Here is a 22,403-nt window from a genome sequence, read left to right on the forward strand (position 1 = left end):
CCCCACCTGTCTGTTGATGGTGTAGGGGCGGCGAAGCCCCCCCCCGGAAACGGAGGTAAACGTATGGAAATTAAACAGCAAACTCAGAAACCGCCTGACGACGACACCGCCGAGGAAATCATCGGTATCCTTACGGCGATATCGGTTGTCAGCAAGCGGCTCGCAAAGAAACTGCGCCTGTTGGAACAGGAAACGGGCGAAGAGACCTAATTCACCCAGACAATCTACGGCAGCAAATCCTGACACAACCTCCTTACAGGCAGATGCTCTTCCGATGCTTTTTCTACTCGCTCATAGGAGACTTCTCACCGTATTTTGCACAGCAGGATTCGCCTCCACATCAGGAGCAGCTGGTCTTTTCTGTGTGCTCACCGGTTGCCGGAATGGCATTGTCATAGCGTTCACCATTTCATATTCGATTCTCTGGCATATGCAAATTGTTTGCCATACTTTTCTCATCATGCATGAACCATGAAACTCCTGGTCTTCCTACAAGTTTTTCAGAATCGCCAGTTTATCTGCAATCCTGCCCTTCATCCCGCGATGTACCGCTATAGCCTGCAAGGGTTCGGCAAATATGCCCGCTTTGCACAGCTTGAAAGGCATAGCATGGGAAACACCTCCACATTCCGCTATTTTTATTTCGATGATACCACCGTTTTCTCAAGCAAATCGCACAAGCGTCTGCATATTATCCATCACTAGGCTGTTTCCTTCATCAACCAGAGCAAGCTGACAGATTGTCGGTTCTATTTGAAGACTATATACAACCGACAAAATAGATATTGCAAACAAATTCGAGCCACTGGTACACCAGTGGCTCGAATCGTTTCATCCGATATTTCTCATTTGTTGCAAAAAAGTTGTAGTATACCTTTTCCCAATTTCAGCAAACCCAGTCACCATGCGGGTTTGCGGGCATTTCTTAATCCCTCGTTTTCATAGTGGGGAATAACAGCACATCCCGGATTGCCAGGGAATCCGTCAGAAGCATTACAAACCGGTCTATTCCGATTCCGATTCCGCCTGTCGGAGGCATACCGTATTCCAGCGCCGTCAGGAAATCCTCATCCAGCTGGTTGGCTTCCTCGTCTCCGGCCGCCCTTAAAGCCTCCTGCGCCTCAAAACGCCCTCTCTGGTCCAAAGGATCATTCAGCTCGGAGAAAGCATTGGCCATCTCACGCTTTGTAATGAATAATTCAAATCGCTCGGTATAATCCGGGTTGTCCGGCTTTCTGCTGGCCAGCGGAGAGATCTCCACCGGGTGATCCATAATAAAGGTAGGCTGCACCAGGTGCTCCTCCACATATTCCTCAAAGAAGAAATTAATGATATCACCCCTCTTATGGCGATCCTCAAATTCGATGTGACGTTCTTTTGCAAGAACCTTCGCGGCCGCCTCATCGGGAATCTGCTCAAAATCCACACCCGCGTATTTCTTAATCGCTTCTATCATGGTCAATCTCTCAAAGGGCTTGGACAGATCAATCTCCACTCCGTCATAAGAAATAGCCGTAGTACCCAGCACCTTCTGTGCTACGGTACGGAACAGTTCCTCCACCAGATCCATCATTCCGTAATAGTCCGTATATGCCTGATAAAGCTCCAGCAGGGTGAATTCAGGATTGTGTCTCACTGACAGTCCCTCATTACGAAATACTCTGCCGATCTCATATACCCTCTCCAGGCCGCCTACAATGAGTCGCTTCAAATACAACTCCAAAGAAATGCGAAGATGCAGGTCCTCGTCCAATGCATTGTGATGCGTATTAAAAGGCTTGGCAGCCGCTCCGCCGGCATTGGGTACCAGCACCGGCGTCTCCACCTCGATAAAATCCTTGCCGTCCAGATAATTGCGGATCTCCCGGATAATGTTGGACCTCTTGATAAAGGTGTCCCGCACTTCAGGATTTACAATCAGATCCACGTATCTCTGACGATATCTGGTATCCGTGTCCTTCAGGCCATGGAACTTCTCCGGCAGAATCTGCAGACTCTTGGTCAGAAGAACAATTTTCTGCACCTTGATGGATACCTCTCCTGTATGAGTCTTAAATACCTCACCCTCAATTCCGACAATATCACCAATATCGTATTTTTTAAATTCCTTATAAGGCTCTTCGCCGATGTCATCCCTTTTTACATAAGCCTGAATATCACCCTGAATATCCCGGATATTGCAGAAGGATGCCTTGCCCATAACACGCTTGGACATCATACGCCCTGCGATGGATACACATTTTCCTTCAAAACCTTCAAAATCACAGATAATCTCCCCGGAGTGGTTCGTCACCTCATACTTCATAATTTGAAAAGGATCCCTGCCGTTCTCCTGAAGCTCTGCCAGCTTTGCTCTCTTTACCTTCAGCAGCTCATTAATATCCTGCTCCGCCTGGTTTCTTTCCTCTGCCATGAATCTCACCTCTTATCCCGGCAAACGTACTCCAATCTTTTATCTTCCGGTACGGCCTGCCTGTTCCATCTGATTAATTTGACCTGTCAATCTTCAAAATCTTATACTGCATGATTCCGGCATGGGCCTCAACGCTTACAACATCGCCGACCTTGGCGCCGATCAGGGCTTTTCCCAAGGGAGATTCATTGGAAATCTTGCCTCTTAAGCTATTGGCCTCTGTTGAGCCTACCAGCTTATATTCCAACTCCTCGTCATACTCCATGTCCAGGATTTTAACTTTACAGCCTATATTAATTACGTTGACATCCACTTCATCTTCTACGACAACCTCAGCATTCTTGAGAATCTTGTCAATCTCCTCAATTCTTGCTTCAATGTCCCTCTGTTCATCCTTGGCCGCATCATACTCCGCATTCTCAGAAAGATCCCCCTGCTCTCTGGCTTCCTTGATTTTCTGAGCTACCAGCTTTCTCTGGTTTACCTTTAAGTCGTGAAGCTCTTCTTCCAATTGTCGTAATCCCTCATAAGTCAATATGTTCTTCTTTTCTACCATAAACACCCTTCCTCCATATTGCTTGTATACTACCATACATTCAACGTATTATATCCCATCACCGGTACGTTGTCAACCGTGTAACTTTTACCGCTTTTCTCACTTCTTTTATTGGTGTGAACGCTCTTCTCACCGTGTGAATGCTCTTCTCACCGTGTGAACGCTCTTCTCACACTGCTTACCTACGCTTTCCTTATATCATATCTTCACTATAGCGAAAATATTCTTTTGATTTACGAATAATTAAATAGGTCACAAAAATCGAAAGTTGCGAAATAATCTTTCGGCGTCTCGGCTCTGCGAATCAATTGAACCGATTTATCCTCCCTTAACAGAAGCTCCGCCGATCTCAATTTTCCGTTATAGTTGTAGCCCATTGCAAAGCCATGGGCACCCGTATCATGGATTACAATATAATCCCCGAGCTCAATCCGGGGGAGCATACGGTCAACAGCAAATTTATCGTTATTCTCACAGAGGGAGCCGGTCACATCATATTTATGATCATGAGGCGCATCCTCCTTCCCTGCCACGGTGATGTGGTGGTACGCACCGTACATTGCCGGGCGCATGAGATTGACCGCACAGGCATCAAGGCCGATGTATTCCTTATAAATATGCTTCTCATGAATCGCCGTTGCCACCAGATGCCCATAGGGCGCCAGCATATAACGGCCCAGCTCGGTGTAGATTGCCACATCCCCCATTCCCGCGGGAACCAGAATTTCCTCAAATACCTTACGGACACCTTCGCCGATCTCCATAATATCATTGGCTTTGGCATCGGGCTGATACGGGATCCCAATTCCGCCGGAAAGATTGATAAATTTGACATCCGCGCCGGTAAGCTCCTTCAGCTCCACTGCCAGCTGAAATAAGATACCCGCCAGGGTCGGATAATATTCACTTGTCGCCGTATTGCTGGCAAGAAAAGAATGAATTCCGAAATTCTTCACGCCCTTCTCCTTCAGTCTGCGAAAACCGTCAATCAACTGTTCTTTAGTAAAGCCGTATTTGGCTTCTTCGGGATTATCCATAATTCCGTTGGCGGTGACAAACACACCTCCGGGATTATATCTGCAGCAGATCGTTTCCGGTATCCCAACCGTTTTCTCCAGAAAATCAATATGCGTATAATCATCCAGATTGATGACTGCCTTCAACTGCGCCGCTTTCACAAACTCCTCCGCCGGTGTGGCATTGGAGGAAAACATAATCTCATCTCCCGCAAAATCAAGAGCCTCGGCTATCATCAGCTCCGTAAGGGAGGAACAGTCCACGCCGCAGCCCTCTTCTTTTAATATCTTGATAATATAGGGATTGGGTGTGGCTTTTACGGCGAAATACTCCTTAAACCCCTTATTCCAGGCAAATGCCTGATAAAGCCTTCTGGCATTCTCCCGAATTCCCTCTTCATCATAAATATGAAAGGGGGTTGGATATGTTTTGGTAATTTCCTTCAACTGTTCTAAACTCACAAAGGGTCTCTTCATAAAAACCTCCTATTCCTGTCCTCATGGACTATTTGTTTCTTACACACCTGGGGTATGAGGTTGAATCAACTCATGTTTACCAGCCTTAATCATATCAATAAAATCCCTGATACTCTCCGCCTTCCTCCGAAAAGCAATCCCGCTGCGGAGAGTCTCCATCCCATGGGCATCTGTTCCTGCCGTAACCGGAAGCTTATGTTTCCCGGCATAGTCAGTGGCCTTCCGGTCAAACCCATCATTGCGGTTCCCCACATTGATTCCTTCCACCGCGTCCACACAATCCGGATACAGACGTATTTCCCTGATATAATCCCTCTGGCGGAAGGGATGGGCATGAACAATATATCCGCCTGCTTCATGTACCTGCTTATATTGCTGCTCTACCGACCAGGACAGTATATCCGGATGGCTGATCAGCCACTCCCTGTCCAGTCCATAGACAAGAAATTCTGTCCCATCGAAATTAGCTTCCCAACCTAAGAATACGGATAAGCCAATCCGGTCTCCAACCTTTTTCGCCTCCTCATATCCCCGGCAGAGCCGGTCCACCCGCTCTTCCCAAGGCAGCCCCCGGGGTATACAACTGTTGCCGTTAAAAAAATGGTCTGTCACAACAATCCCGCTGTAACCGGCCTTCTTATAATACTCTGCCTGCTGTGCACCGCTAAAAACAGCGCAGGCACTGGCCTCAGAGGTGTGCAGATGCGTTTCATATAAAAACAGGCTCATAGACATCCTCGGCTTTCTAAAGATAAATGCATATTTATACCGCTGTATTAATATGTGATATTTTTACTATTTCAATCAAGTCTCGACTATCGAAGAAATTCCCCCCGTCACATAACTTCGACGGGGGGTAATGTCATATAATAATTATTCCTATTATACATCATTCTACGTTTTTTTCAATCATTTTTTTTTATTCGGCAATCTTTCCTGCCGTTTTATTCAGATCAGGCTTTAGAAATATACCTATATCACCAATGGAGCCCCGGGGTGTTTTTTATGAAATAAGGCTAATTTGCTATAAAAATCCTCCATAATTAATCTCGGATCAATACTGTTATATACCCGGATCGGCCTGTTTAATCCGGTATGAATATACTCCGAGCTGTTTCCAATCAACGGTGCTTCCACCCAGTCAAAGCAAAACCTGTGCTCATACAGCAATAATCCTACCGCCGGATTGTCTCCAAGTACCCAGACCTCTCCCGTGCGAAATGCACTCTTCCTCGGAATTGGCTCCAGACTATGTTCCGCCAGCTGTTCAAAAAGATATTTGCCGATCTCTCCACAGGGTTCCACCCGGTACTCCAGCTCCGCCATGCTCACGGGAATCATCTCATATACATTTTTAGGAACCTGCCATACCGGAATGGGGGAGGAAAACACCACATTGGCGGCATGAATATCGTTGCCCAGGTTGAACTCCGGCCCGCCTGCAGGATACCGGCCCCCTCCGATCCAGATCACAGTCAGTCTTCCTGCAATCTCGGGCCTCATTAAATAGGCGCTGGCCATATCGGTCAGCGGCCCCAGAAAAATCACATACAGCGGTCTGTCATCCTCCTTCATGGCCTCCTCAATAATCAGGCGGGCACCTTCGGAAACAACCGGAGTATTCCTGTCTTCCATGGGTACCGAAGCTCCCTTATAAACCGGCACCTGATCCTTCATTCCCATCTTCCCCAGAATAAGCTGTATTTCCTGGTAGCTTTTCTCCATGCTGTCCTCATCTCTTCCGATACCGTAATGGGCGGCAATCATCCCCACATGGTCAAACTTTGGAGAAAGCAGGGCATGTACTATGGCAAATTGATCATCCCCTTCATTCTTCGCATCAGTATTGGTGATCAGGCGAATCATCTTTTCTTCTGGTACTGTAAACTTATAATCCTGATAAATCATATCTTTCCTCCTAATAAATCCTGCCCTGCTATGATATCCCGTACTCTCTGTATAACTGCTCACGAAGCTCCTCATCTTCCGTAATCCGTTCCAGTTCTTCCATTCTGCTATCTGCCAGAAGATATTTGACTAATTGTGCAAACTTAGCTGCTTCTATTTTAGCTCCTATCGTTATGCCTTTCGTTTCTCCTCTCTGCTCTCCAATTGCCTCAAAATAGTTCTGCGCGCTTATCCTGTTTCTCCTGGCATCTTCCATGGCTTCATACAAGCGCATCTCCTTCTCGCTCGCCGCGACCTGCCGGCTCTTCTCTTCTGCCAGCCTGATTGCTCCATCCATTTGAATCAACTCCTTCAATTGATCATTCCTAAGGTTTCGGTTAAAAAACATCAACCAACGATGCAGCGGATTGTTGATGTCATAGTCTGCATTCTGGTAAAATTTCTTAAGTTCCAAGAAATGAAGTTCCTGGTCATTGCTGAGAATCTTCTCCGGGTGCTGGTCCAGCCGGAAGCGGGAACTGGTATGGAATTCGGGGCAATCCAGGTAATTGAAGTTCATAATATTAATGGATATCACCCTGCCCAGCTTACTATAATCCTCACCTTTCGTTATCCCGGATACATACAGCCTTCCGTTATAATACTGGCTTCGCTTGACCATATTGTGTTCATCTAACAGCTGAACTTCAATATTGATCTGTGTTCCGTCCGGCAGCTTCGCCCTTATATCCAGCCTGGAGAACTTTCCGTCCGGGTTTTCTTTGGGCAGCTCCAGATTTTCTATTATCTCTGCGTCCTCAATCTCTTCTTTCAGCACGGCCCGCAGGAACGAAAGCAGGCAGATCTTGCACCCTTCTGTACCCATGTATTGCTTAAAGAGATAATCATTAAGGGGATTCAGACGATACCCCCTGCTTTCTTCCCTCAGCATGTTTCCATTCATCCGGATGCTATAATTATAATGCATCAGAGCGCTGTCATTTCGGATTATACAACTGTCAATTACTGCTTCTTCATACTTCATAATACCTGTCCCCTTTGTAATAGAAGGATTCTGCGGTAGTACAGCCATTGCTTCACTGTTACACTTCTGAAATAAAGTATAGCAAATACCGGAAACGGATGCAATACGGACAAAAGATCATTCTGCTGTATTTTATTAGATTTTTTGAATAGACGGATTGTTCTGCCATGAAATGATTAGCAGGAAAGAATTTTAAAATAGAAAAGATGTATCTTGTTTTTATTTTAGCACAGAGGGATCCATAATTCCAGAAACTTCTCATAGACATAATCACGAAATATCCCCTGCTTTATGGGTGATTATAACAAAGCTTAATACCACGCCGCCTGTTTCTGCCCCTTATATCTCCTACCCGGGTTCGTCTGGGACCTTTTTAGTATTTGAAGCATTTATATGCTCTTCTTGCGCTATAACTGCCTTCCGTCAGCCGCACAACAGTATGCCGGGAACCAGGTATGAATGGCCAGGCTTCTAAAAATTCTGGAAAATTCAATTTAACTGTGATACAATGTCCACGGGAAGCAGAGCATGCCGGAAAGGCGAAGCATGCCGGAAGAACGAAGCATGCCGGAGAGCAAGGCGCACAAAAGCTCTGCTGTATCAAAAACAAAATAAGAAGGGGTATTTTAACCATGGAACAATATAGCGGCAGTCAAATCGTTGTTTTGGAAGGGCTGGAAGCAGTCCGCAAGCGGCCGGGTATGTATATCGGAAGCACCGGCTCCAGAGGTTTGCATCATTTAATCTGGGAGATTATAGATAATGGTATTGATGAGAGTCTGGCCGGCTTTTGTACCAAAATCAGCGTTACCTTATTAAAAGACGGCGGGATTGAGATATGTGACAACGGGCGGGGGATTCCGGTGGATATCCATCCGACGAAGCATATCCCCACGGTCCGGGTAGTCTATACGATTCTTCATGCCGGCGGCAAGTTCGGCAGCTCCGTCTATAAGGTCTCCGGCGGTCTTCACGGCGTGGGAGCCTCCGTAGTCAATGCCCTCTCCAAAAGGATGATCATCGAAGTCCGGCGGGATGGCAAGATCTACCGGGATGAATATGGGAACGGCGGCCACCCTGTGACGGAGCTGGAGAACGGCCTTCTTCCTGTAATCGGCAAATGCAATAAGTCGGATACCGGTACAAAGGTTACCTTCTATCCCGACGATACCATATTTGAATCTGTAGAATTCAAGGCGGATATTATCCAGAAGAAGCTGAAGGAAATCGCCTATTTGAATAAAAATCTGATCATACAGTTCACAGACCAGATCAACGGTGTGACTAAGACCTATCAGGAGGAGTTCGGTATTAAAAGCTTTGTCTCCTATCTTACCAGGGAAATGACTCCCCTCCATGAGGAGCCCATTTACCTGGAGGGAAGGAGCGGGGATATTGAGGTGGAGATTGCCCTCCAGTATACGGACAGCTTCTCGGAACAGATCAACGCCTATTGCAACCGCATCAATGTTGTTGACGGGGGCACACTGGTCACCGGCTTTAAGAGCGGCCTGACACGGGTTATGAATCAATACGCAAGAGAGTTGAACATCTTGAAGGAAAAGGATGAGAACTTTGACGGCAAGGATATCCGCAACGGCTTGGTAGCAATTGTCTCCATCAAGCACCCGGACCCCCAGTTTGAGGGGCAGACCAAGACAAAGCTGGGCAACACGGATGCAAAAGCCGCGGTGGAGGATGTCTTCTCCTCCGAAGCGCAGCGCTGGTTTGACAAGCATGTGGAGGTGCTTCGCAGCATTCTGGAGAACTCTTTGAAATCCTTCAATGCAAGGCGGGCCAGTGACAAGGCGAGAGTTGCCGTCTTAAAGCAGTTAAACGATGTGGATACCCGGAGCAAGCTGGCCTCCTGTTCCTCTAAAAAGCCGGAGGAATGCGAGCTATATATTGTGGAGGGTGATTCTGCCGGCGGTACGGTGAAGACCGCCAGGAACCGCAGGACCCAGGCTGTCCTCCCTCTGCGGGGAAAGATCCTGAATGTGGAAAAAGCCACCCTTGAGAAAATATTAGTAAACAATGAGATCAAATCCATGATTGCCACCTTCGGCTGCGGAATTGGAGACGAATTCGATCTCTCCAAGCTTCGCTATGACAAGATCATCATTCTGACCGATGCCGATGTGGATGGTTCCCACATCAGTACTCTTTTGCTGACCTTTTTCTATCGCTTTATGCCGGAGCTTATCCTGGAAGGAAAGGTTTATCGGGGTCTCCCGCCGCTCTATAAGGTGGACTATGAGACCACGGTAAGAGGAAAGAAAACCAAACGCTCCGAGTATCTGTTCAACGATTTTGAACTGGAGAAATTCCGTAAGCAGGGGGGGCATAAAATTGCCGGCCTTCAACGATATAAAGGTCTGGGAGAAATGGACGCCCACCAGCTGTGGGAGACCACTCTGAACCCGGAGACCCGGACTCTGGCCCAGATCTCCATCAGCGATACAGTAGAAGCGGATGAGATCACCACCCTGCTCATGAGCAGCAATGTGCCGCCGCGCCGAACCTTTATTATGGAAGAGGCAAAGTATGCCAAGCTGGATGTTTAAAGAAGGTAGTGTGAAAACTTTCACACGGCAAATTTGTGCTGCCGCCCAAATTCGCAGATTGCGGCAGAATGGAGGTTTTTTATGAAGAATACAATGGATCAAATTATACAGATGGATTTTTCCGAGGAAATGAAAAACAGCTTCCGTGATTATGCCATGAGCGTTATTATTGCCCGGGCTCTGCCGGACGTACGCGACGGTCTGAAGCCGGTGCAAAGACGCATTCTCTATTCTATGATAGAACTGGGCCTGGATCCTTCCAAGCCCCACAGAAAGAGCGCCCGTATCGTCGGTGATACCATGGGTAAATACCACCCCCATGGGGACAGCTCCATTTATGATGCCCTGGTACATATGTCCGAGGACTTTTCTATGATGCTTCCCCTGGTAGATGGGCACGGGAACTTCGGTTCCATCGACGGAGACGGTGCCGCCGCCATGCGTTATACCGAGGCCAGACTGTCCCCCGGCTCCATGGCCCTGCTGGATCACCTGGAAAAGGGGTTGATCGACTTCATTCCTAATTTTGACGACAGCGAGAAAGAACCCACGGTTCTCCCTGCCATGGTTCCAAATCTTCTGATCAACGGAACCACAGGTATTGCCGTCGGTATGGCTACCAACATTCCTCCCCATAACCCGGATGAAGTCATTGACGGCGTTATATCCTATATGGACAATCCGAACATTACGGTACAGAAGCTGATGGATCATATCCCGGCCCCCGACTTTCCTACCGGCGGCATCATTACCAACCAGAATGATCTCCTTGCCCTTTATGAGACCGGCGAAGGCAGAATCCGTATCCGTTCCAAGGTAGAGATTGAAAATGGGGAGAACGGACGCAAAAATATTATTATTACGGAGATTCCCTACACCATTACAGGAAACAAAACTAAGCTGGTGGAGGAGCTGGCCTCCTTAATCAAGGACAAGATATTTGAAGAAATCTATGATGTACGGGACGAATCCTCCAAAGAGGGAATCCGGATCGTCATCGAGGTGAAGAAGGATCGGGATCTTAATAATCTTCTGAACGGCCTTTATAAAAAAACCTCCATGGAGGGTACCTATTCCGTCAATCTTCTTGCGATAAAGGACCAGCAGCCCATCGTATTCAACCTGAAAAGCCTGATTGCCGAATTTGTAGATTTTCAGGTCTCCCTGTATACCAAGGAATATGAATACCTCCTGGACAAGGCCTTAAAGCGCCTTGAGATCGTGGGTGGTCTGATTAAGGCTACGGATATTATTGATCTGATCATAGAGATTTTAAGAGGGAGCTCTTCCATTAAACAGGCCAGAACCTGTCTCATGGAGGGAAACACCGAGGGCATCAAATTCAAAACCGATGACTCCCGGAAAGAGGCCTCCCGACTTGATTTCACAGAGCGCCAGGCAGATGCCATCCTCTCCATGCAGCTCAGTAAATTAATCGGACTGGAGATTCTGAAGCTTCATGAGGAAAACGATTCTCTCGGCAGTTCCATTGAGGAGTACCGCAAGATACTGGCGGATACCAGAGAGCTGTATAAAGTGATTAAGAATCGTCTGAAAGAGTATAAGAAGCTGTTCCACCGGCCCCGGAAAACCATGCTTGCCAATGCCGCCCTCGCCGACTATGTGGAGGAGGTTAAGATCGAGGATATCTATGTGTTAATTGACCGCTTCGGCTATTGCAAATCCATTGACACGGCCAGCTATTCCAGAGCGGCGGAGGATAGTCTGAAGGAATTCCCCCATATTATTATGATGAAGAACACGGACCGCCTCTGTGTATTCACAGCAGAGGGGAATATGTACCAGGTGAAGGCAGAGGCCATTCCAAGGTGCAAGCTGAAGGATAAGGGTGTTCTAATTCATACCCTGTGTAAGCTGAACAAAGAAAATGTCATCCTATATGCCTCCTTTGAGCAGCTGTTCGAATCCCAGCTTTTGTTTATCACCCGGTCCGGATATATCAAGCAGGTATCCGGTGTGGAATTTGAAACCAACCGTTCGCAGATCGCTTCTACCAAGCTGGAGGAGCAGGATGAGGTTGTAGCCGTCAGCCTCTTATCCGCCCATGAAATTCTGGAAGGCAGTCAGAAGGTAATCCTTCTCACAGACAAAGGGCTTTCCCTGGGCTTCCCCCTCTCCGAGGTCAGCGAATTAAAGAAAGCCAGCCGGGGCGTTAAAGCCATCTCCCTTGAGAAAAATGATTTTGTATGTTATGCTACCGCTCTGAACCAGAACGCAGAAAGCTTCCAGTATAACGATAAAGTTCTGAGCGCAAAGAAGGTCCGGATGAGAAAACGCGGAGACAAGGGACAAAAAGCCGTATTAAATTAAACTTAAAAGAAAAGTCTTGACAAGACTGTATATATACTGTATATATTAATATGAACAGTATATATACAGTCTTTTTTTGCGGACCAGATGGGAGGAACCTTATGATCAACTGCATTTGCGTAGAACACATGACAAAGTCTTTTGACTCCTTTCAATTAGAGGATATCCACTTCTCCATGAAGCCGGGTTATGTGCTGGGGCTGATTGGAAGAAACGGAGCGGGCAAGACTACGTTACTCAATACAATTATAGGATTATGGGCACCGGAGAAAGGGCGGATTCTGATCGGTGACTATGACAGAGCCGAAGAGCCGGTTCCCTCAAAGGAAATCATTGCATTTGTCACAGATGAATGCATCCTCCCCAAAGGAATGACTCCCAATACCGCCGGGAAGCTATTCCGAAGCATGTACACCGGATTTCACTATGAGCATTATAAGAGGCTATGCCGGCGGTTCTCCCTTCCCATGCATAAAACAGTCAAAAGAATGTCAAAGGGAATGGTAATTAAGCTTCAGATCGCCTTAGCCTTCAGCCGGGAAGCAAAGCTGTATGTCTTTGACGAACCCTCCGCCGGGCTGGACCCTGTATTTCGTAAAGAATTTATCGACATTATCTTCGACCTGATCCAGGATCAAACCAAGTCTGTCATTTTCTCCACCCACTTAACCGATGAGCTGGACCGGATTGCAGATAATATTCTTTTTCTGGAGGGCGGAAAGCAATTGCTTTTTGAACAAAAAGAAGAGCTTATCAGCCGTTACCGACTGCTTCGCGGGCCGCGAGACCGCATCGAGGAATTCCATGAATATATTCTGGGAAGGCGCTTCACTGAAAACAGCTGTGAAGCCTTGGTCACAACCACAGGCTGCAGCTCCGCCGTGGAAGGCAATCCCCTCCCCGGAACATCGCAAGGAGAGCTGCAGATATCAATCCCCACAATCGAAGATATCATGTATTACCTGCTAAAGGGAAAGAGGGATAAGTATGCGGTGTAAAATATTGCATTTATTAATAGCAGATGCCCGGGTAGGCTTTCGGGAAGGATGGCTTTTCCTGTACCTGATTGTACCGGCTTTTCTCTCAAGCCTGGTATTTCTTTCCGACAACCCGTATACCTACCTGTATCTCATCATAATTCTCCTCTCCCTGTTAATACCCCAGCTTCCGAAATTGCTCTATGTGCTGCCGCTGGACAATAAGACCCTCCGCCGCTACCTTCATCTGCGCTGTCTTCTTACCGCATTGCTGATGCTGAGCACCGGAGGAATCTTTACCCTCATATCCCGTCTGGATTCGATTCCCCGCCTGGAGCAGGGCTGGCAAATGATCAGCCTCTTCGCCCAGCTTTGCCTGATGATGGGCTTGTACCATACAAAAACAAAAAAAAGACACAGGGCATTGATCTATTCCCTTTGCTGCATATTAATTCTTGGAAATATAGTGAACTTCCTGCTTGTGCCCGGCTTTTCATTGCAGATGGTCATCAGCACCGGGTTCCTTCTGGCATCCGAACTGCTTCTCTTCTTCTGTCTGAGAAGCTTCCGCCTGGGTAATTATACCGAACCCTTTTATGGATATATAAGCCTCAGTAAAAACCCCCGCCCCAAAAAACAGGAAGGGGGCGGACAGTCATGAACCTGATGATTTCAAACACCAGCCATCTGGCTATCTATGAGCAGATTATGGAACAGATCAAGGACGCAATTATTAAGCAGGAGCTCCGGGCGGATGAAGCGCTTCCTTCTATCCGCAGCCTTGCGCGGGATCTGCAGATCAGTGTCATTACCACCAGCCGGGCCTATGAGGAACTGCAGGCAGAGGGACTGATCTACTCCCTTCCCGGTAAAGGCTTCTATGTCAGCCCCTTCAAGACGGAGCTGCTGAAGGAAAAGAAAATACAGGCGCTGGAGGATCAGATGCTGGAGCTGATACGGCAGTGTAAAAGCGCCAATCTGGCCAGGGAAGACATGATTACTATGATCCGTCTTTTATATGATAATGAACAGGAGGCATGATGATGCGGGAAATACCGGCTTTGGAGATTAAGGGTCTTACGAAGAAATGGGATCATTTTTCCCTGGAGGACATTGAGCTGTCCCTTCCGGAGGGCTATATTATGGGGTTGATCGGGAAAAACGGCGCCGGTAAGACCACCTTGATACACTGTATCCTGAACGCTGTCCGTAAAAGCAGGGGACGCATACGGATTAACGGCATGGATTGCCGCAGCCTGGAGGCGAAGGAATCCCTTGGCTTTGTTCTGGATTCCGGTCCCTTTTTTGATTATAAATCATTGGCGGACAACGCCAGGCTCTTCGGTAAATTCTATCCCAAATGGAAGGAATCCGTGTTTGTCCGATACCTTCATGATTTTGAGCTGAACGGAGCCGCCCTTTATAAGGATCTCAGCAAGGGAATGAAGATCCGCTTTCAATTCGCCTTCGCCCTGAGCCATGAACCGCGGCTGCTGATCATGGATGAGCCCACCGGCGGTATGGACCCAATATTCCGCAGGGATTTCTACGGTATACTCCAGGACTTCATCAGTGAAACCAACGCATCCGTATTGATTTCCACTCATATCACGGGAGATTTGGACCGGGTAGCAGACTTTATTATGATGCTGGATAACGGCAAACTGGTTTTTAATATGACTCGCGAGGAACTCATTGACCGTTATCCTCTTCTCAGGGGAAGGAAAGAGGATTTACCCCTGATCCGGAAAGGCAGTCCCATGCGGATTCGCAAGACGGCAGCCGGCTTTGAGACCATACTGAAGGATACCTCCTTTTTAGGCTCTAATGCTGAACTGAGGGACAGATTATCCCTTTCCCGTCCTAATCTTGAAGAAATCATGTATTATTTTTCAGAGCCCATGCTCTATGATGGAGGAAACCTATGAAGAGAAACACCGTTATGCAATTTGAGTTTGATAAGGAAATTTACACAGCAAACGATACGGTACTGGTTGGCTTTGCTCTTCCGAATATCCTGTATTTCATAGCCATGCTCTTTGGCTGCATCATGCCTCTGGGAGTAACCATAGGCTTGTGCACCGGCATATCCATCTGGGTAGCCATCCTCCAATTATCAAAAATCGCCTTTATAATGCAGGCCTCCGGTTGGAAAAGTGTCGCCGCCCTGCTGAAATTCTATCCGACAAAAAAGCATACGGTGCGCGTCAGCAGGTATACCCTGCTTTTTCGCAGTATGCTTTTAGAGTTGATATTAACAGGTCTTCCCATGATCCTGTTTTTTTACTGGTTCAATATCATAAGGTTCACCATTGCATTATTCACTGTGGCCGTCACCATGACCGTCATCTACATCCTGGGCGTGGAGCTGTCCCTGTCCCGTTGAAGAAAAATCGCATAGGGATAGGCTGGTTCGTCCGTGAAAGGCTTTAGTGGTCTTCGGATCCCTGACCGTAATAGGCATTGGCTCCATGTTTTCTGAAATAATGCTTGTCCAGCAGGTACTGGGACACCCTGGGAACTCTGGGGTTTAGGGTCATGGTCTTGTAGGCCATCTCTGCCACCTTATCCATAACCACCGTATTATATACAGATCCGGCAGGTGTCTTTCCCCAGGCAAAGGGACCGTGGTTCTTCACCAGGATACCCGGAATGGCCATAGGATCATTATCACCTATGGTCTCAATAATTACCTTGCCCGTGTTCAGCTCATAGGCTTCTTCTATCTCCTCCTGCGTCAGTTCGCGGGTACAGGGGATATCCCCATAGAAATAGTCCGCATGTGTCGTGCCAAAGGCCGGGATCGCCATTCCGGCCTGGGCAAAGGTAACCGTCCAGGTAGAATGAGTATGCACCACACCGCCGATTGCCGGATACTTCTTGTATAATTCCAGGTGGGTGGCGGTATCGGAGGAGGGCTTGTAATGTCCTTCTGCCACATTCCCCTCCAGGTCCACAACCACCATATCCTCCGGCTTCATTTCGTCATATTCCACTCCGCTGGGCTTGATCACTACCAGCTGCTTCTCCCGGTCAATACCGCTTACATTTCCCCAGGTATAGATTACCATGCCCCTCTGCTGTAATTCCATATTAGCATCATATACTTCTTTTTTTAATTGTTCTAACAATTCTTCTGCCTCCGTTCTTTTCCATATAAATGAAATCCAGTGCCTATCCTACTCCCATTCAATCGTAGCAGGGGGCTTGGGTGACAGATCATAGCAGACCCTGTTGACTCCGGGCACTTCCTTGAGAATCCGGTTAGTGATCCGAAGAAGCACCGGCCAATCGATCTGTTCCACATCGGCAGTCATGGCATCAATGGTGTTGACCGCTCTCAGAATGACCGGATATTCAAAGCTGCGGGCGTTATCCCGCACTCCGACGGACTTAAAATCCGGCACGACGGTGAAGTACTGCCATACCTTCTTGTCCAGCCCTGCCTTGGCAAATTCCTCACGCAGAATGGCATCGGACTCTCTAACGCATTCCAGGCGATCCGGAGTAATAGCTCCGAGACAGCGCACACCCAGACCGGGACCCGGAAACGGCTGGCGGTACACCATCTGATCCGGCAGACCCAGTTCCACACCGCAGGCGCGCACCTCATCCTTGAACAGCTGCCGCAGCGGCTCTACCAATCGGAATTTCATATCGTCGGGAAGACCGCCCACATTATGATGGGATTTGACCATCTTCGCTGTCTTGGTGCCGCTCTCCACGATATCCGGGTATATGGTACCCTGTGCCAGATAATCAATTCCCTCCAGCTTGCGGGCCTCTTCTTCAAACACACGGATAAATTCCGCTCCGATGATCTTGCGCTTCTCTTCGGGATCGAAGATGCCCTTCAGCTTATTCAAAAACCGTTCGCTTGCATCCACATAAACCAGATTGGCATTCAGCTGCTTTCCGAAGACCTCCACCACCTGCTCCGGTTCTCCCTTGCGCAGCAAACCATGATTGACATGAACGCAGGTAAGCTGACTGCCAATAGCCTTCAGCAGCAGTGCCGCAACCACCGAGGAGTCCACTCCCCCGGAAAGGGCAAGCAGAACCTTACTGTCGCCTACCTGGCGGCGTACCAGCTCAATCTGGTCAGCAATAAAGTTGGTCATATTCCAGTTAGCCTCAGCCTTACAGCTTCCAAAAACAAAGGAATGCAAAACCCCGGCCATGTCCTTCTCCTCCTCCGGCCAGGATGGGAGCTTCTCGCCGCCGGGAGCCCGATCATGGGCAACCGCCAGCACTGGGATACCGCACTCGTAGATCTCAGAAGAAACAGAGATTTTCTCTCCGTCAATCACGTCATTAGGACCCCCGTTGACGATGATTCCTTTCACATTGGGCAGAGCGGCAAGCTCCGCTGATGAGATATCATGGGGATAGATCTCGCTGTATACACCCAGAGAACGCACCGTGCGGGCAACTCCGGTGTTATCTGTGCTGCCCAGATCAAGTATAACAATCATATCCTGTTTCATTTTTATTTTCCTTTCCTCAGCAGTCAAAGCACCATGTTGACTGCTGCCGTAATCATCAGTTAGTGAAGTTATCAAAATAACCCTGAATGTGTATGATGGGCGTTCCCTTGTCTCCGGAACCGCTGGTCAGATCGCTGAGCGAACCGATAAGATCGGTCAGCCGGCGGGGCGTTGTCCCCTGGGAGGCCATATCTCCCACCAGGTTCTCCTTCTTTTCCTTAATACGGCCCTCAATGGCTTTTTGCAATGCTTCACCGGAAAGGTCGGCAAAATCATTATCCGCCAGATACTTTAGCTTAATTTCATTGGGTGTGCCATCCAGGCCCGGCGTATTGGCCACCGAAACACAGGGATCGGCCAGCTCCCATATCTTTCCTACCGGATCTTTAAATGCGCCGTCACCGTAGACCATGACTTCAATATGTCTTCCCGTTACATCCAGCAGTTTTTTCTGGATTTCCTTTACCAGGGGATCACAATCCCGGGGGAACAGCTTAACCTTGTCCTCTGTTGACTTGTTCGAGCCCAGCAGGCCGAAACGCTCGTTGAAGCCGCTGCCGTCCACAGAAGAGCTGAGAATGTCATCCATTCCATAGATACGTTCCCCTCCGGCTGCCCCGAGGATACGCTTTGTGCGTGCACGGGTATGGATATCGCAGCACAGCACATTCTTAGTGTAGGTTAAGATCACCCGCGGATCGTTGGCAAAAATGATCTCGCATTCGGCGCCCGCTTCACGGATCAGGTCACCATAATATTGCACATAATCCACTCCCGTGAAAGCATGCTTGTTCTCCCCGAACAATTCCCGGTATTTTTCCAGGGTAAGTACATCACTGTAAGGGTTTATGCCGCAGGCATCAATCTGATCCAGGGAAACCAGCTCATTGCCTACCTCGTCACTGGGATAGCTCAGCATGAGCACTATCTTCTTCGCACCCCTGGCTATCCCCCGAAGACAAACTGAAAACCGGTTGCGGGAAAGAATGGGGAAGATAACACCCATGGTCTCACCGCCAAATTTACTCTTTACATCTGCCGCAATCGCATCGATGGAGGCATAATTTCCCTGGGCTCTGGCCGCCACCGACTCGGTCACCGAAACAATGTCACGGTCACGCAGGGAAAAGCCTTCCTGCTTTGCTGCTTCCAGCAGACTGTCTACCACGATTTGAGACAGATCATCGCCCTCCCGGATAATGGGGCAGCGGATTCCTCTGACTACAGTACCTATTTTACGTTCCATTGCATTATCTCCAGACTTTAATAAAATTTTTACATAGCTATTATAATACAAACCCTACCCATAGGGGAAGCAAAATCGAAAAATAGAGATCACTGATTATAGTTATAATACGAATCAGCGTATGACGCAAGGTATGAATTTTTTTCACCGCTTAATAAATTCCCATTACCGGTCTTGACAACAGCTTTACCTGGTAGGATCATCCTGCAATTCTCAAGCGCTCCACAATGCTCTGCTTATCCATTGCACGGTACATAATATAGGGAATCAGCGCGCCCAGCACAAACAGCAGGGGCAGAATGACAACCAGCGGCCAGAAGACAAAGTGATAGCTCAGAAACCAGATCTGTCCGCTCATGGGGCGTACAATGAGCAGTGAACTGCCCAGGCTCATCAGAACGGAGCTCACCGCCGTCAAAGCCGCATAATATCCTCCTTCCCAGCAGAGCATGCTCACAAGCTGTCTGCGGGTCATGCCGATGCTCTGCAGCATGGCAAATTCCTTCTGACGGGTCAGGATGCCGGTCAGAATAGCATTGATGAAGTTTAGTATACCAATGAGCCCGATGATAAGGGCCAGTGACCCTCCGATCAAAACAGCCGTATCCTGTATGCTCTCAAGACTCGCAAAAACAGTGAATTTGGACTCATAGCTCATGGTGGGCTCGGCACTGTCAGTATACTGCTTCAAAAAACGCTCCACATCAGCCTCTTTATCAGCCGCGGCATTAAAGGCATAGCTCATGGCATAAGCATTGCCGGTCAGCTCTTTAAAAACATCCCCGGGCAGAAAGAAGACGGAGCCCATCCAACTGCCGTCGGTGTTCGTATTCGGGTTGGCGATCACATGCCCCAGCACGGTCATTTCCCGCACACTTTTACTGCAGTCAAGCTTTATCTTATCCCCGATATTGTGGTTAAACCTACCTGGTTTCACATTTCCGTAATCATCCGGCTGCACACCCTCCAGAATATAATTTCCTGCGGCAAGCTTTTCGGCATCCAGTTCACCGTCCACAAGCTTCAGCCGGGAAAACGGAAAGTGATCCAGACCGTATATAGCTGTACTGAACGAACCGTCCGGCCATTGATTCATTGTCTGTCCGGAGGTCCTGCTGGTATAGCTGCCCCAAAATCCGTAGAGGCGGCCTCCTGCCTCAAACCCCTCCTGTCCTTCTGCAGCTGCAATAAATCTCTCACTGAGTGCGCTCTCCTCTCCGTTATACCTGTTATTGAACAGGTCGGCATGCCCGAGAAGGAAGTCGGAATCGCTAAACTTTTCAAGGGCCTTGTCCATGTCCACACTCTGGGAAAGGGTGAACACCGTATTGGTCAGCACAATGCTCAGGGTGAGGCTTAGAATCACCAGTACGGTACGTTTTTTGTTGCGGCCCAGATTTGCCAGAGCCATTTTCTCCGGCCTGCCGCCGTCTTTGGATTTCTTGAGCTTCTTTCCATAACCCGCGTCGTTATCAGTATATCGAACCGCCTCTATGGGGGATACCCTGGCTGCCATCGTTCCGGGCTTCCTGGTGCTGATAAATACGGTGACCAGTGAGAAAACGGCAGCTCCCCCAAAGACCAGAGGCTTTGGTGATACGGTTACCGCACTGCCCGCATAGCTCGATTGCGCCATCAGAGCCGGTACAAGCGCCTTTCCTGCAAAAAAGCCTGCCAGCAGGCCAAGGGGAATTCCAACTGCCGAAAGCTGGAGTGTCTGACGCCGAATGATGGAGCGAAGCTGCCGGCCGGTGGCTCCGATGGTTTTCAGAAGACCGTAAAAACGGATATCCCTTAGCACCGAGATCTGAAAGATATTGTAGATGATCAGATAACCGGTGAATACAAACAGCAGTATGGCACAGACCAGTGCGATAACCGTTCCGGCATCCATGCTGAAACCGGTTGACATATAAGCCCAGTTGACGCCTGTTGCCATATAATTTGGCGCATTTTCATCCAATGAAAATCCTTTTTCGGTCAGGACGGTTCTCAGGTTTCTGTCAATATTCAGCGTGCCGGCAAATTTGATATACCCGGTGATAGCCCCCGTCGGGGAAGCATCCTCCTTATAGGAGTTATACAACTCATCCATATGGGCATCCACATAAGCACGGGAGGCGGCTATCTGCCCGATATTGAAACCCGGGTCACTTTCCCACCAGCCGGCCAGTATGAAATCCCGCACCACCTTTTTGCCGTGGATACTGAGCTCCAGGGTAAGCGGCGCCCCCACCTCCAACGGAACACCCAGCAGCTCCAGCGTCTTGGTATCGGCGATGACTTCGTTTTTTCCCTGCGGCTTATGCCCCGACTCCGGCTCGGTAAAGGAAAATTTCAGACCGAGGTCGTCGTAATACCAGAACTCCGTATAACGTTTGATGAGGGCCGCATTATCCACACTGTCGCAGAGCATCCGGCAATAGGCCATTTCTTTGACGAGCGGATGGGTGCTTACCGCTTCATACTGTTCATCCGTTACATATTTAATACTGGCATGACCATCACCGCCGGACATAATCATGGAGGCGCGCTGCGTGCTCTCCACCGCACCTGACCCCATAGTAAATAAACTTGTAAATAAAAGCGCCGTTAGGGCAATGGCAATTACAGCAATGATGTTGCGTGTTCTGGCTGCACGAAAGCTGCTGTCGGCCAGCCTGCGGATAACCTTCTTGTTTTTTACTCTGATCATATCCGTTCACCGCCTATGATTTTTCCGTCTTCAATGCGGACAATCCGGTCTGCCATCTGGGCCAGCTCCTCATTATGGGTGATCATAACTATGGTCTGCCTGAATTTTTCTCCTGTCACCTTCAATAACCCGATAACATCCTGGCTGGTTTTGCTGTCCAGGTTCCCGGTAGGCTCATCGGCAAGGATAATGGCAGGCTTTGCTGCCAGCGCCCTGGCAATAGCGACCCGCTGCTGCTGCCCGCCGGAGAGCTGGTTCGGCAGATTTTGCAGCTTTGTCTCCAGGCCTAATGTCTGAACGATTTGCGTCACGTAACCTTCATCCGGCTCGTTTCCGTCCAGTTGAATGGGCAGAACGATGTTCTCATAGACATTCAGTACCGGAACAAGGTTGAAGCTCTGGAATACAAAACCGATTTTACGGCGGCGGAATATCGTCAGCTCCTCGTCCTTCAGGGAAAAGATTTCTTTTCCATCCACAGATACGGAGCCGTCGGTCGGACGGTCAAGGCCGCCCAACATATGGAGCAAAGTGGATTTCCCGCTGCCGGAGGTGCCTACGATGGCCACAAATTCTCCGTTCTCCACCGACAGATTCACGCCATCCAGCGCACGGACCGTCGTTTCACTGCCCCCATAATACTTCTTCAACTCTGTTGTTTTTAATATACTCATGTATGATTTCCTCCAAAAAAAGTCTGTACCACAAC

Annotated in this window: 19 protein-coding genes; 8 read left to right on the forward strand and 11 right to left on the reverse strand. The window is 48.5% G+C overall.

Annotated elements, in window-relative coordinates; genetic code table 11:
- Positions 1–63: 63 nt before the first annotated feature.
- Positions 64–210, forward strand: coding sequence for a hypothetical protein (locus tag HNQ56_RS10765; protein WP_429145576.1), 147 nt, complete (start codon positions 64–66; stop codon positions 208–210).
- A gap of 715 nt (positions 211–925) precedes the next feature.
- Here HNQ56_RS10765 and lysS read toward each other — a convergent pair.
- From lysS to HNQ56_RS10795, 6 genes are all read right to left on the reverse strand, one after another.
- Positions 926–2,413 (reverse strand): lysine--tRNA ligase, encoded by a 1,488-nt coding sequence (gene lysS, locus HNQ56_RS10770; RefSeq protein ID WP_429145579.1) that lies wholly within the window; start codon positions 2,411–2,413, stop codon positions 926–928.
- Between the two features lie 73 nt (positions 2,414–2,486).
- On the reverse strand, positions 2,487–2,969 hold the full coding sequence (gene greA / locus HNQ56_RS10775) for a transcription elongation factor GreA (RefSeq protein ID WP_429145582.1): 483 nt from the start codon (positions 2,967–2,969) through the stop codon (positions 2,487–2,489).
- 233 nt (positions 2,970–3,202) lie between these two features.
- Entirely contained in the window at positions 3,203–4,462 is a 1,260-nt protein-coding gene (locus HNQ56_RS10780; protein ID WP_429145584.1) for a diaminopimelate decarboxylase, read from the reverse strand.
- Positions 4,463–4,501: 39 nt separating this feature from the next.
- Entirely contained in the window at positions 4,502–5,191 is a 690-nt protein-coding gene (locus tag HNQ56_RS10785; protein ID WP_429145587.1) for a PHP-associated domain-containing protein, read from the reverse strand.
- 243 nt (positions 5,192–5,434) lie between these two features.
- Positions 5,435–6,370, reverse strand: coding sequence for a nucleoside hydrolase (locus HNQ56_RS10790; protein ID WP_429145589.1), 936 nt, complete (start codon positions 6,368–6,370; stop codon positions 5,435–5,437).
- 28 nt (positions 6,371–6,398) lie between these two features.
- On the reverse strand, positions 6,399–7,394 hold the full coding sequence (locus tag HNQ56_RS10795; RefSeq protein ID WP_429145591.1) for an Rpn family recombination-promoting nuclease/putative transposase: 996 nt from the start codon (positions 7,392–7,394) through the stop codon (positions 6,399–6,401).
- Between the two features lie 632 nt (positions 7,395–8,026).
- Here HNQ56_RS10795 and HNQ56_RS10800 point away from each other — a divergent pair.
- From HNQ56_RS10800 to HNQ56_RS10830, 7 genes are all read left to right on the forward strand, one after another.
- Positions 8,027–9,958 carry a DNA gyrase/topoisomerase IV subunit B gene (locus HNQ56_RS10800; protein ID WP_429145654.1) on the forward strand — a complete coding sequence of 644 codons (1,932 nt, stop codon included), beginning with the start codon at positions 8,027–8,029 and terminating at the stop codon, positions 9,956–9,958.
- Between the two features lie 81 nt (positions 9,959–10,039).
- Positions 10,040–12,289: a DNA gyrase/topoisomerase IV subunit A gene (locus tag HNQ56_RS10805; RefSeq protein ID WP_429145593.1), complete on the forward strand. Its 2,250-nt coding sequence runs from the start codon at positions 10,040–10,042 to the stop codon at positions 12,287–12,289.
- 101 nt (positions 12,290–12,390) lie between these two features.
- A complete protein-coding gene (locus HNQ56_RS10810; RefSeq protein WP_429145596.1) occupies positions 12,391–13,287 on the forward strand; it encodes an ABC transporter ATP-binding protein in 897 nt (298 codons plus the stop codon).
- Complete coding sequence (locus HNQ56_RS10815) at positions 13,277–13,927, forward strand: hypothetical protein (protein ID WP_429145599.1); 651 nt, start codon at positions 13,277–13,279, stop codon at positions 13,925–13,927. Before HNQ56_RS10810 ends, HNQ56_RS10815 begins: the two co-directional genes overlap by 11 nt.
- Positions 13,924–14,307: a GntR family transcriptional regulator gene (locus tag HNQ56_RS10820; protein WP_429145601.1), complete on the forward strand. Its 384-nt coding sequence runs from the start codon at positions 13,924–13,926 to the stop codon at positions 14,305–14,307. Before HNQ56_RS10815 ends, HNQ56_RS10820 begins: the two co-directional genes overlap by 4 nt.
- Positions 14,307–15,194 (forward strand): ABC transporter ATP-binding protein, encoded by an 888-nt coding sequence (locus HNQ56_RS10825; RefSeq protein ID WP_429145604.1) that lies wholly within the window; start codon positions 14,307–14,309, stop codon positions 15,192–15,194. The genes HNQ56_RS10820 and HNQ56_RS10825 overlap by 1 nt, the downstream gene beginning before the upstream one ends.
- A complete protein-coding gene (locus HNQ56_RS10830; protein ID WP_429145607.1) occupies positions 15,191–15,652 on the forward strand; it encodes a hypothetical protein in 462 nt (153 codons plus the stop codon). The genes HNQ56_RS10825 and HNQ56_RS10830 overlap by 4 nt, the downstream gene beginning before the upstream one ends.
- A gap of 43 nt (positions 15,653–15,695) precedes the next feature.
- Here HNQ56_RS10830 and HNQ56_RS10835 read toward each other — a convergent pair whose 3' ends face one another.
- The 5 genes from HNQ56_RS10835 to HNQ56_RS10855 all read right to left on the reverse strand — a co-directional run bounded on the left by HNQ56_RS10835 (position 15,696) and on the right by HNQ56_RS10855 (position 22,368).
- Positions 15,696–16,397: an L-ribulose-5-phosphate 4-epimerase gene (locus tag HNQ56_RS10835; RefSeq protein ID WP_429145609.1), complete on the reverse strand. Its 702-nt coding sequence runs from the start codon at positions 16,395–16,397 to the stop codon at positions 15,696–15,698.
- Positions 16,398–16,445: 48 nt separating this feature from the next.
- Entirely contained in the window at positions 16,446–17,753 is a 1,308-nt protein-coding gene (guaA, locus tag HNQ56_RS10840) for a glutamine-hydrolyzing GMP synthase (protein WP_429145611.1), read from the reverse strand.
- Between the two features lie 55 nt (positions 17,754–17,808).
- Positions 17,809–18,999: a coenzyme F420-0:L-glutamate ligase gene (locus HNQ56_RS10845; RefSeq protein ID WP_429145613.1), complete on the reverse strand. Its 1,191-nt coding sequence runs from the start codon at positions 18,997–18,999 to the stop codon at positions 17,809–17,811.
- 199 nt (positions 19,000–19,198) lie between these two features.
- Positions 19,199–21,694 (reverse strand): FtsX-like permease family protein, encoded by a 2,496-nt coding sequence (locus tag HNQ56_RS10850; RefSeq protein ID WP_429145616.1) that lies wholly within the window; start codon positions 21,692–21,694, stop codon positions 19,199–19,201.
- Positions 21,691–22,368, reverse strand: a complete 678-nt coding sequence (locus HNQ56_RS10855) for an ABC transporter ATP-binding protein (protein ID WP_429145619.1) — start codon at positions 22,366–22,368, stop codon at positions 21,691–21,693. Before HNQ56_RS10855 ends, HNQ56_RS10850 begins: the two co-directional genes overlap by 4 nt.
- Positions 22,369–22,403 lie beyond the last annotated feature (35 nt).

The sequence above is a fragment of the Anaerotaenia torta genome, assembly GCF_050433395.1.
GTDB lineage: Bacteria > Bacillota > Clostridia > Lachnospirales > Lachnospiraceae > Mobilitalea > Mobilitalea torta.

What these genes read in the sequence shown, in the direction of transcription:
- HNQ56_RS10765 (WP_429145576.1), top strand. Translation starts at nt 64, where the DNA reads ATGGAAATTAAACAGCAAACTCAGAAACCGCCTGACGACGACACCGCC.
- lysS (WP_429145579.1), bottom strand. Translation starts at nt 2,413, where the DNA reads ATGGCAGAGGAAAGAAACCAGGCGGAGCAGGATATTAATGAGCTGCTG.
- greA (WP_429145582.1), bottom strand. Translation starts at nt 2,969, where the DNA reads ATGGTAGAAAAGAAGAACATATTGACTTATGAGGGATTACGACAATTG.
- HNQ56_RS10780 (WP_429145584.1), bottom strand. Translation starts at nt 4,462, where the DNA reads ATGAAGAGACCCTTTGTGAGTTTAGAACAGTTGAAGGAAATTACCAAA.
- HNQ56_RS10785 (WP_429145587.1), bottom strand. Translation starts at nt 5,191, where the DNA reads ATGAGCCTGTTTTTATATGAAACGCATCTGCACACCTCTGAGGCCAGT.
- HNQ56_RS10790 (WP_429145589.1), bottom strand. Translation starts at nt 6,370, where the DNA reads ATGATTTATCAGGATTATAAGTTTACAGTACCAGAAGAAAAGATGATT.
- HNQ56_RS10795 (WP_429145591.1), bottom strand. Translation starts at nt 7,394, where the DNA reads ATGAAGTATGAAGAAGCAGTAATTGACAGTTGTATAATCCGAAATGAC.
- HNQ56_RS10800 (WP_429145654.1), top strand. Translation starts at nt 8,027, where the DNA reads ATGGAACAATATAGCGGCAGTCAAATCGTTGTTTTGGAAGGGCTGGAA.
- HNQ56_RS10805 (WP_429145593.1), top strand. Translation starts at nt 10,040, where the DNA reads ATGAAGAATACAATGGATCAAATTATACAGATGGATTTTTCCGAGGAA.
- HNQ56_RS10810 (WP_429145596.1), top strand. Translation starts at nt 12,391, where the DNA reads ATGATCAACTGCATTTGCGTAGAACACATGACAAAGTCTTTTGACTCC.
- HNQ56_RS10815 (WP_429145599.1), top strand. Translation starts at nt 13,277, where the DNA reads ATGCGGTGTAAAATATTGCATTTATTAATAGCAGATGCCCGGGTAGGC.
- HNQ56_RS10820 (WP_429145601.1), top strand. Translation starts at nt 13,924, where the DNA reads ATGAACCTGATGATTTCAAACACCAGCCATCTGGCTATCTATGAGCAG.
- HNQ56_RS10825 (WP_429145604.1), top strand. Translation starts at nt 14,307, where the DNA reads ATGATGCGGGAAATACCGGCTTTGGAGATTAAGGGTCTTACGAAGAAA.
- HNQ56_RS10830 (WP_429145607.1), top strand. Translation starts at nt 15,191, where the DNA reads ATGAAGAGAAACACCGTTATGCAATTTGAGTTTGATAAGGAAATTTAC.
- guaA (WP_429145611.1), bottom strand. Translation starts at nt 17,753, where the DNA reads ATGAAACAGGATATGATTGTTATACTTGATCTGGGCAGCACAGATAAC.
- HNQ56_RS10845 (WP_429145613.1), bottom strand. Translation starts at nt 18,999, where the DNA reads ATGGAACGTAAAATAGGTACTGTAGTCAGAGGAATCCGCTGCCCCATT.
- HNQ56_RS10850 (WP_429145616.1), bottom strand. Translation starts at nt 21,694, where the DNA reads ATGATCAGAGTAAAAAACAAGAAGGTTATCCGCAGGCTGGCCGACAGC.
- HNQ56_RS10855 (WP_429145619.1), bottom strand. Translation starts at nt 22,368, where the DNA reads ATGAGTATATTAAAAACAACAGAGTTGAAGAAGTATTATGGGGGCAGT.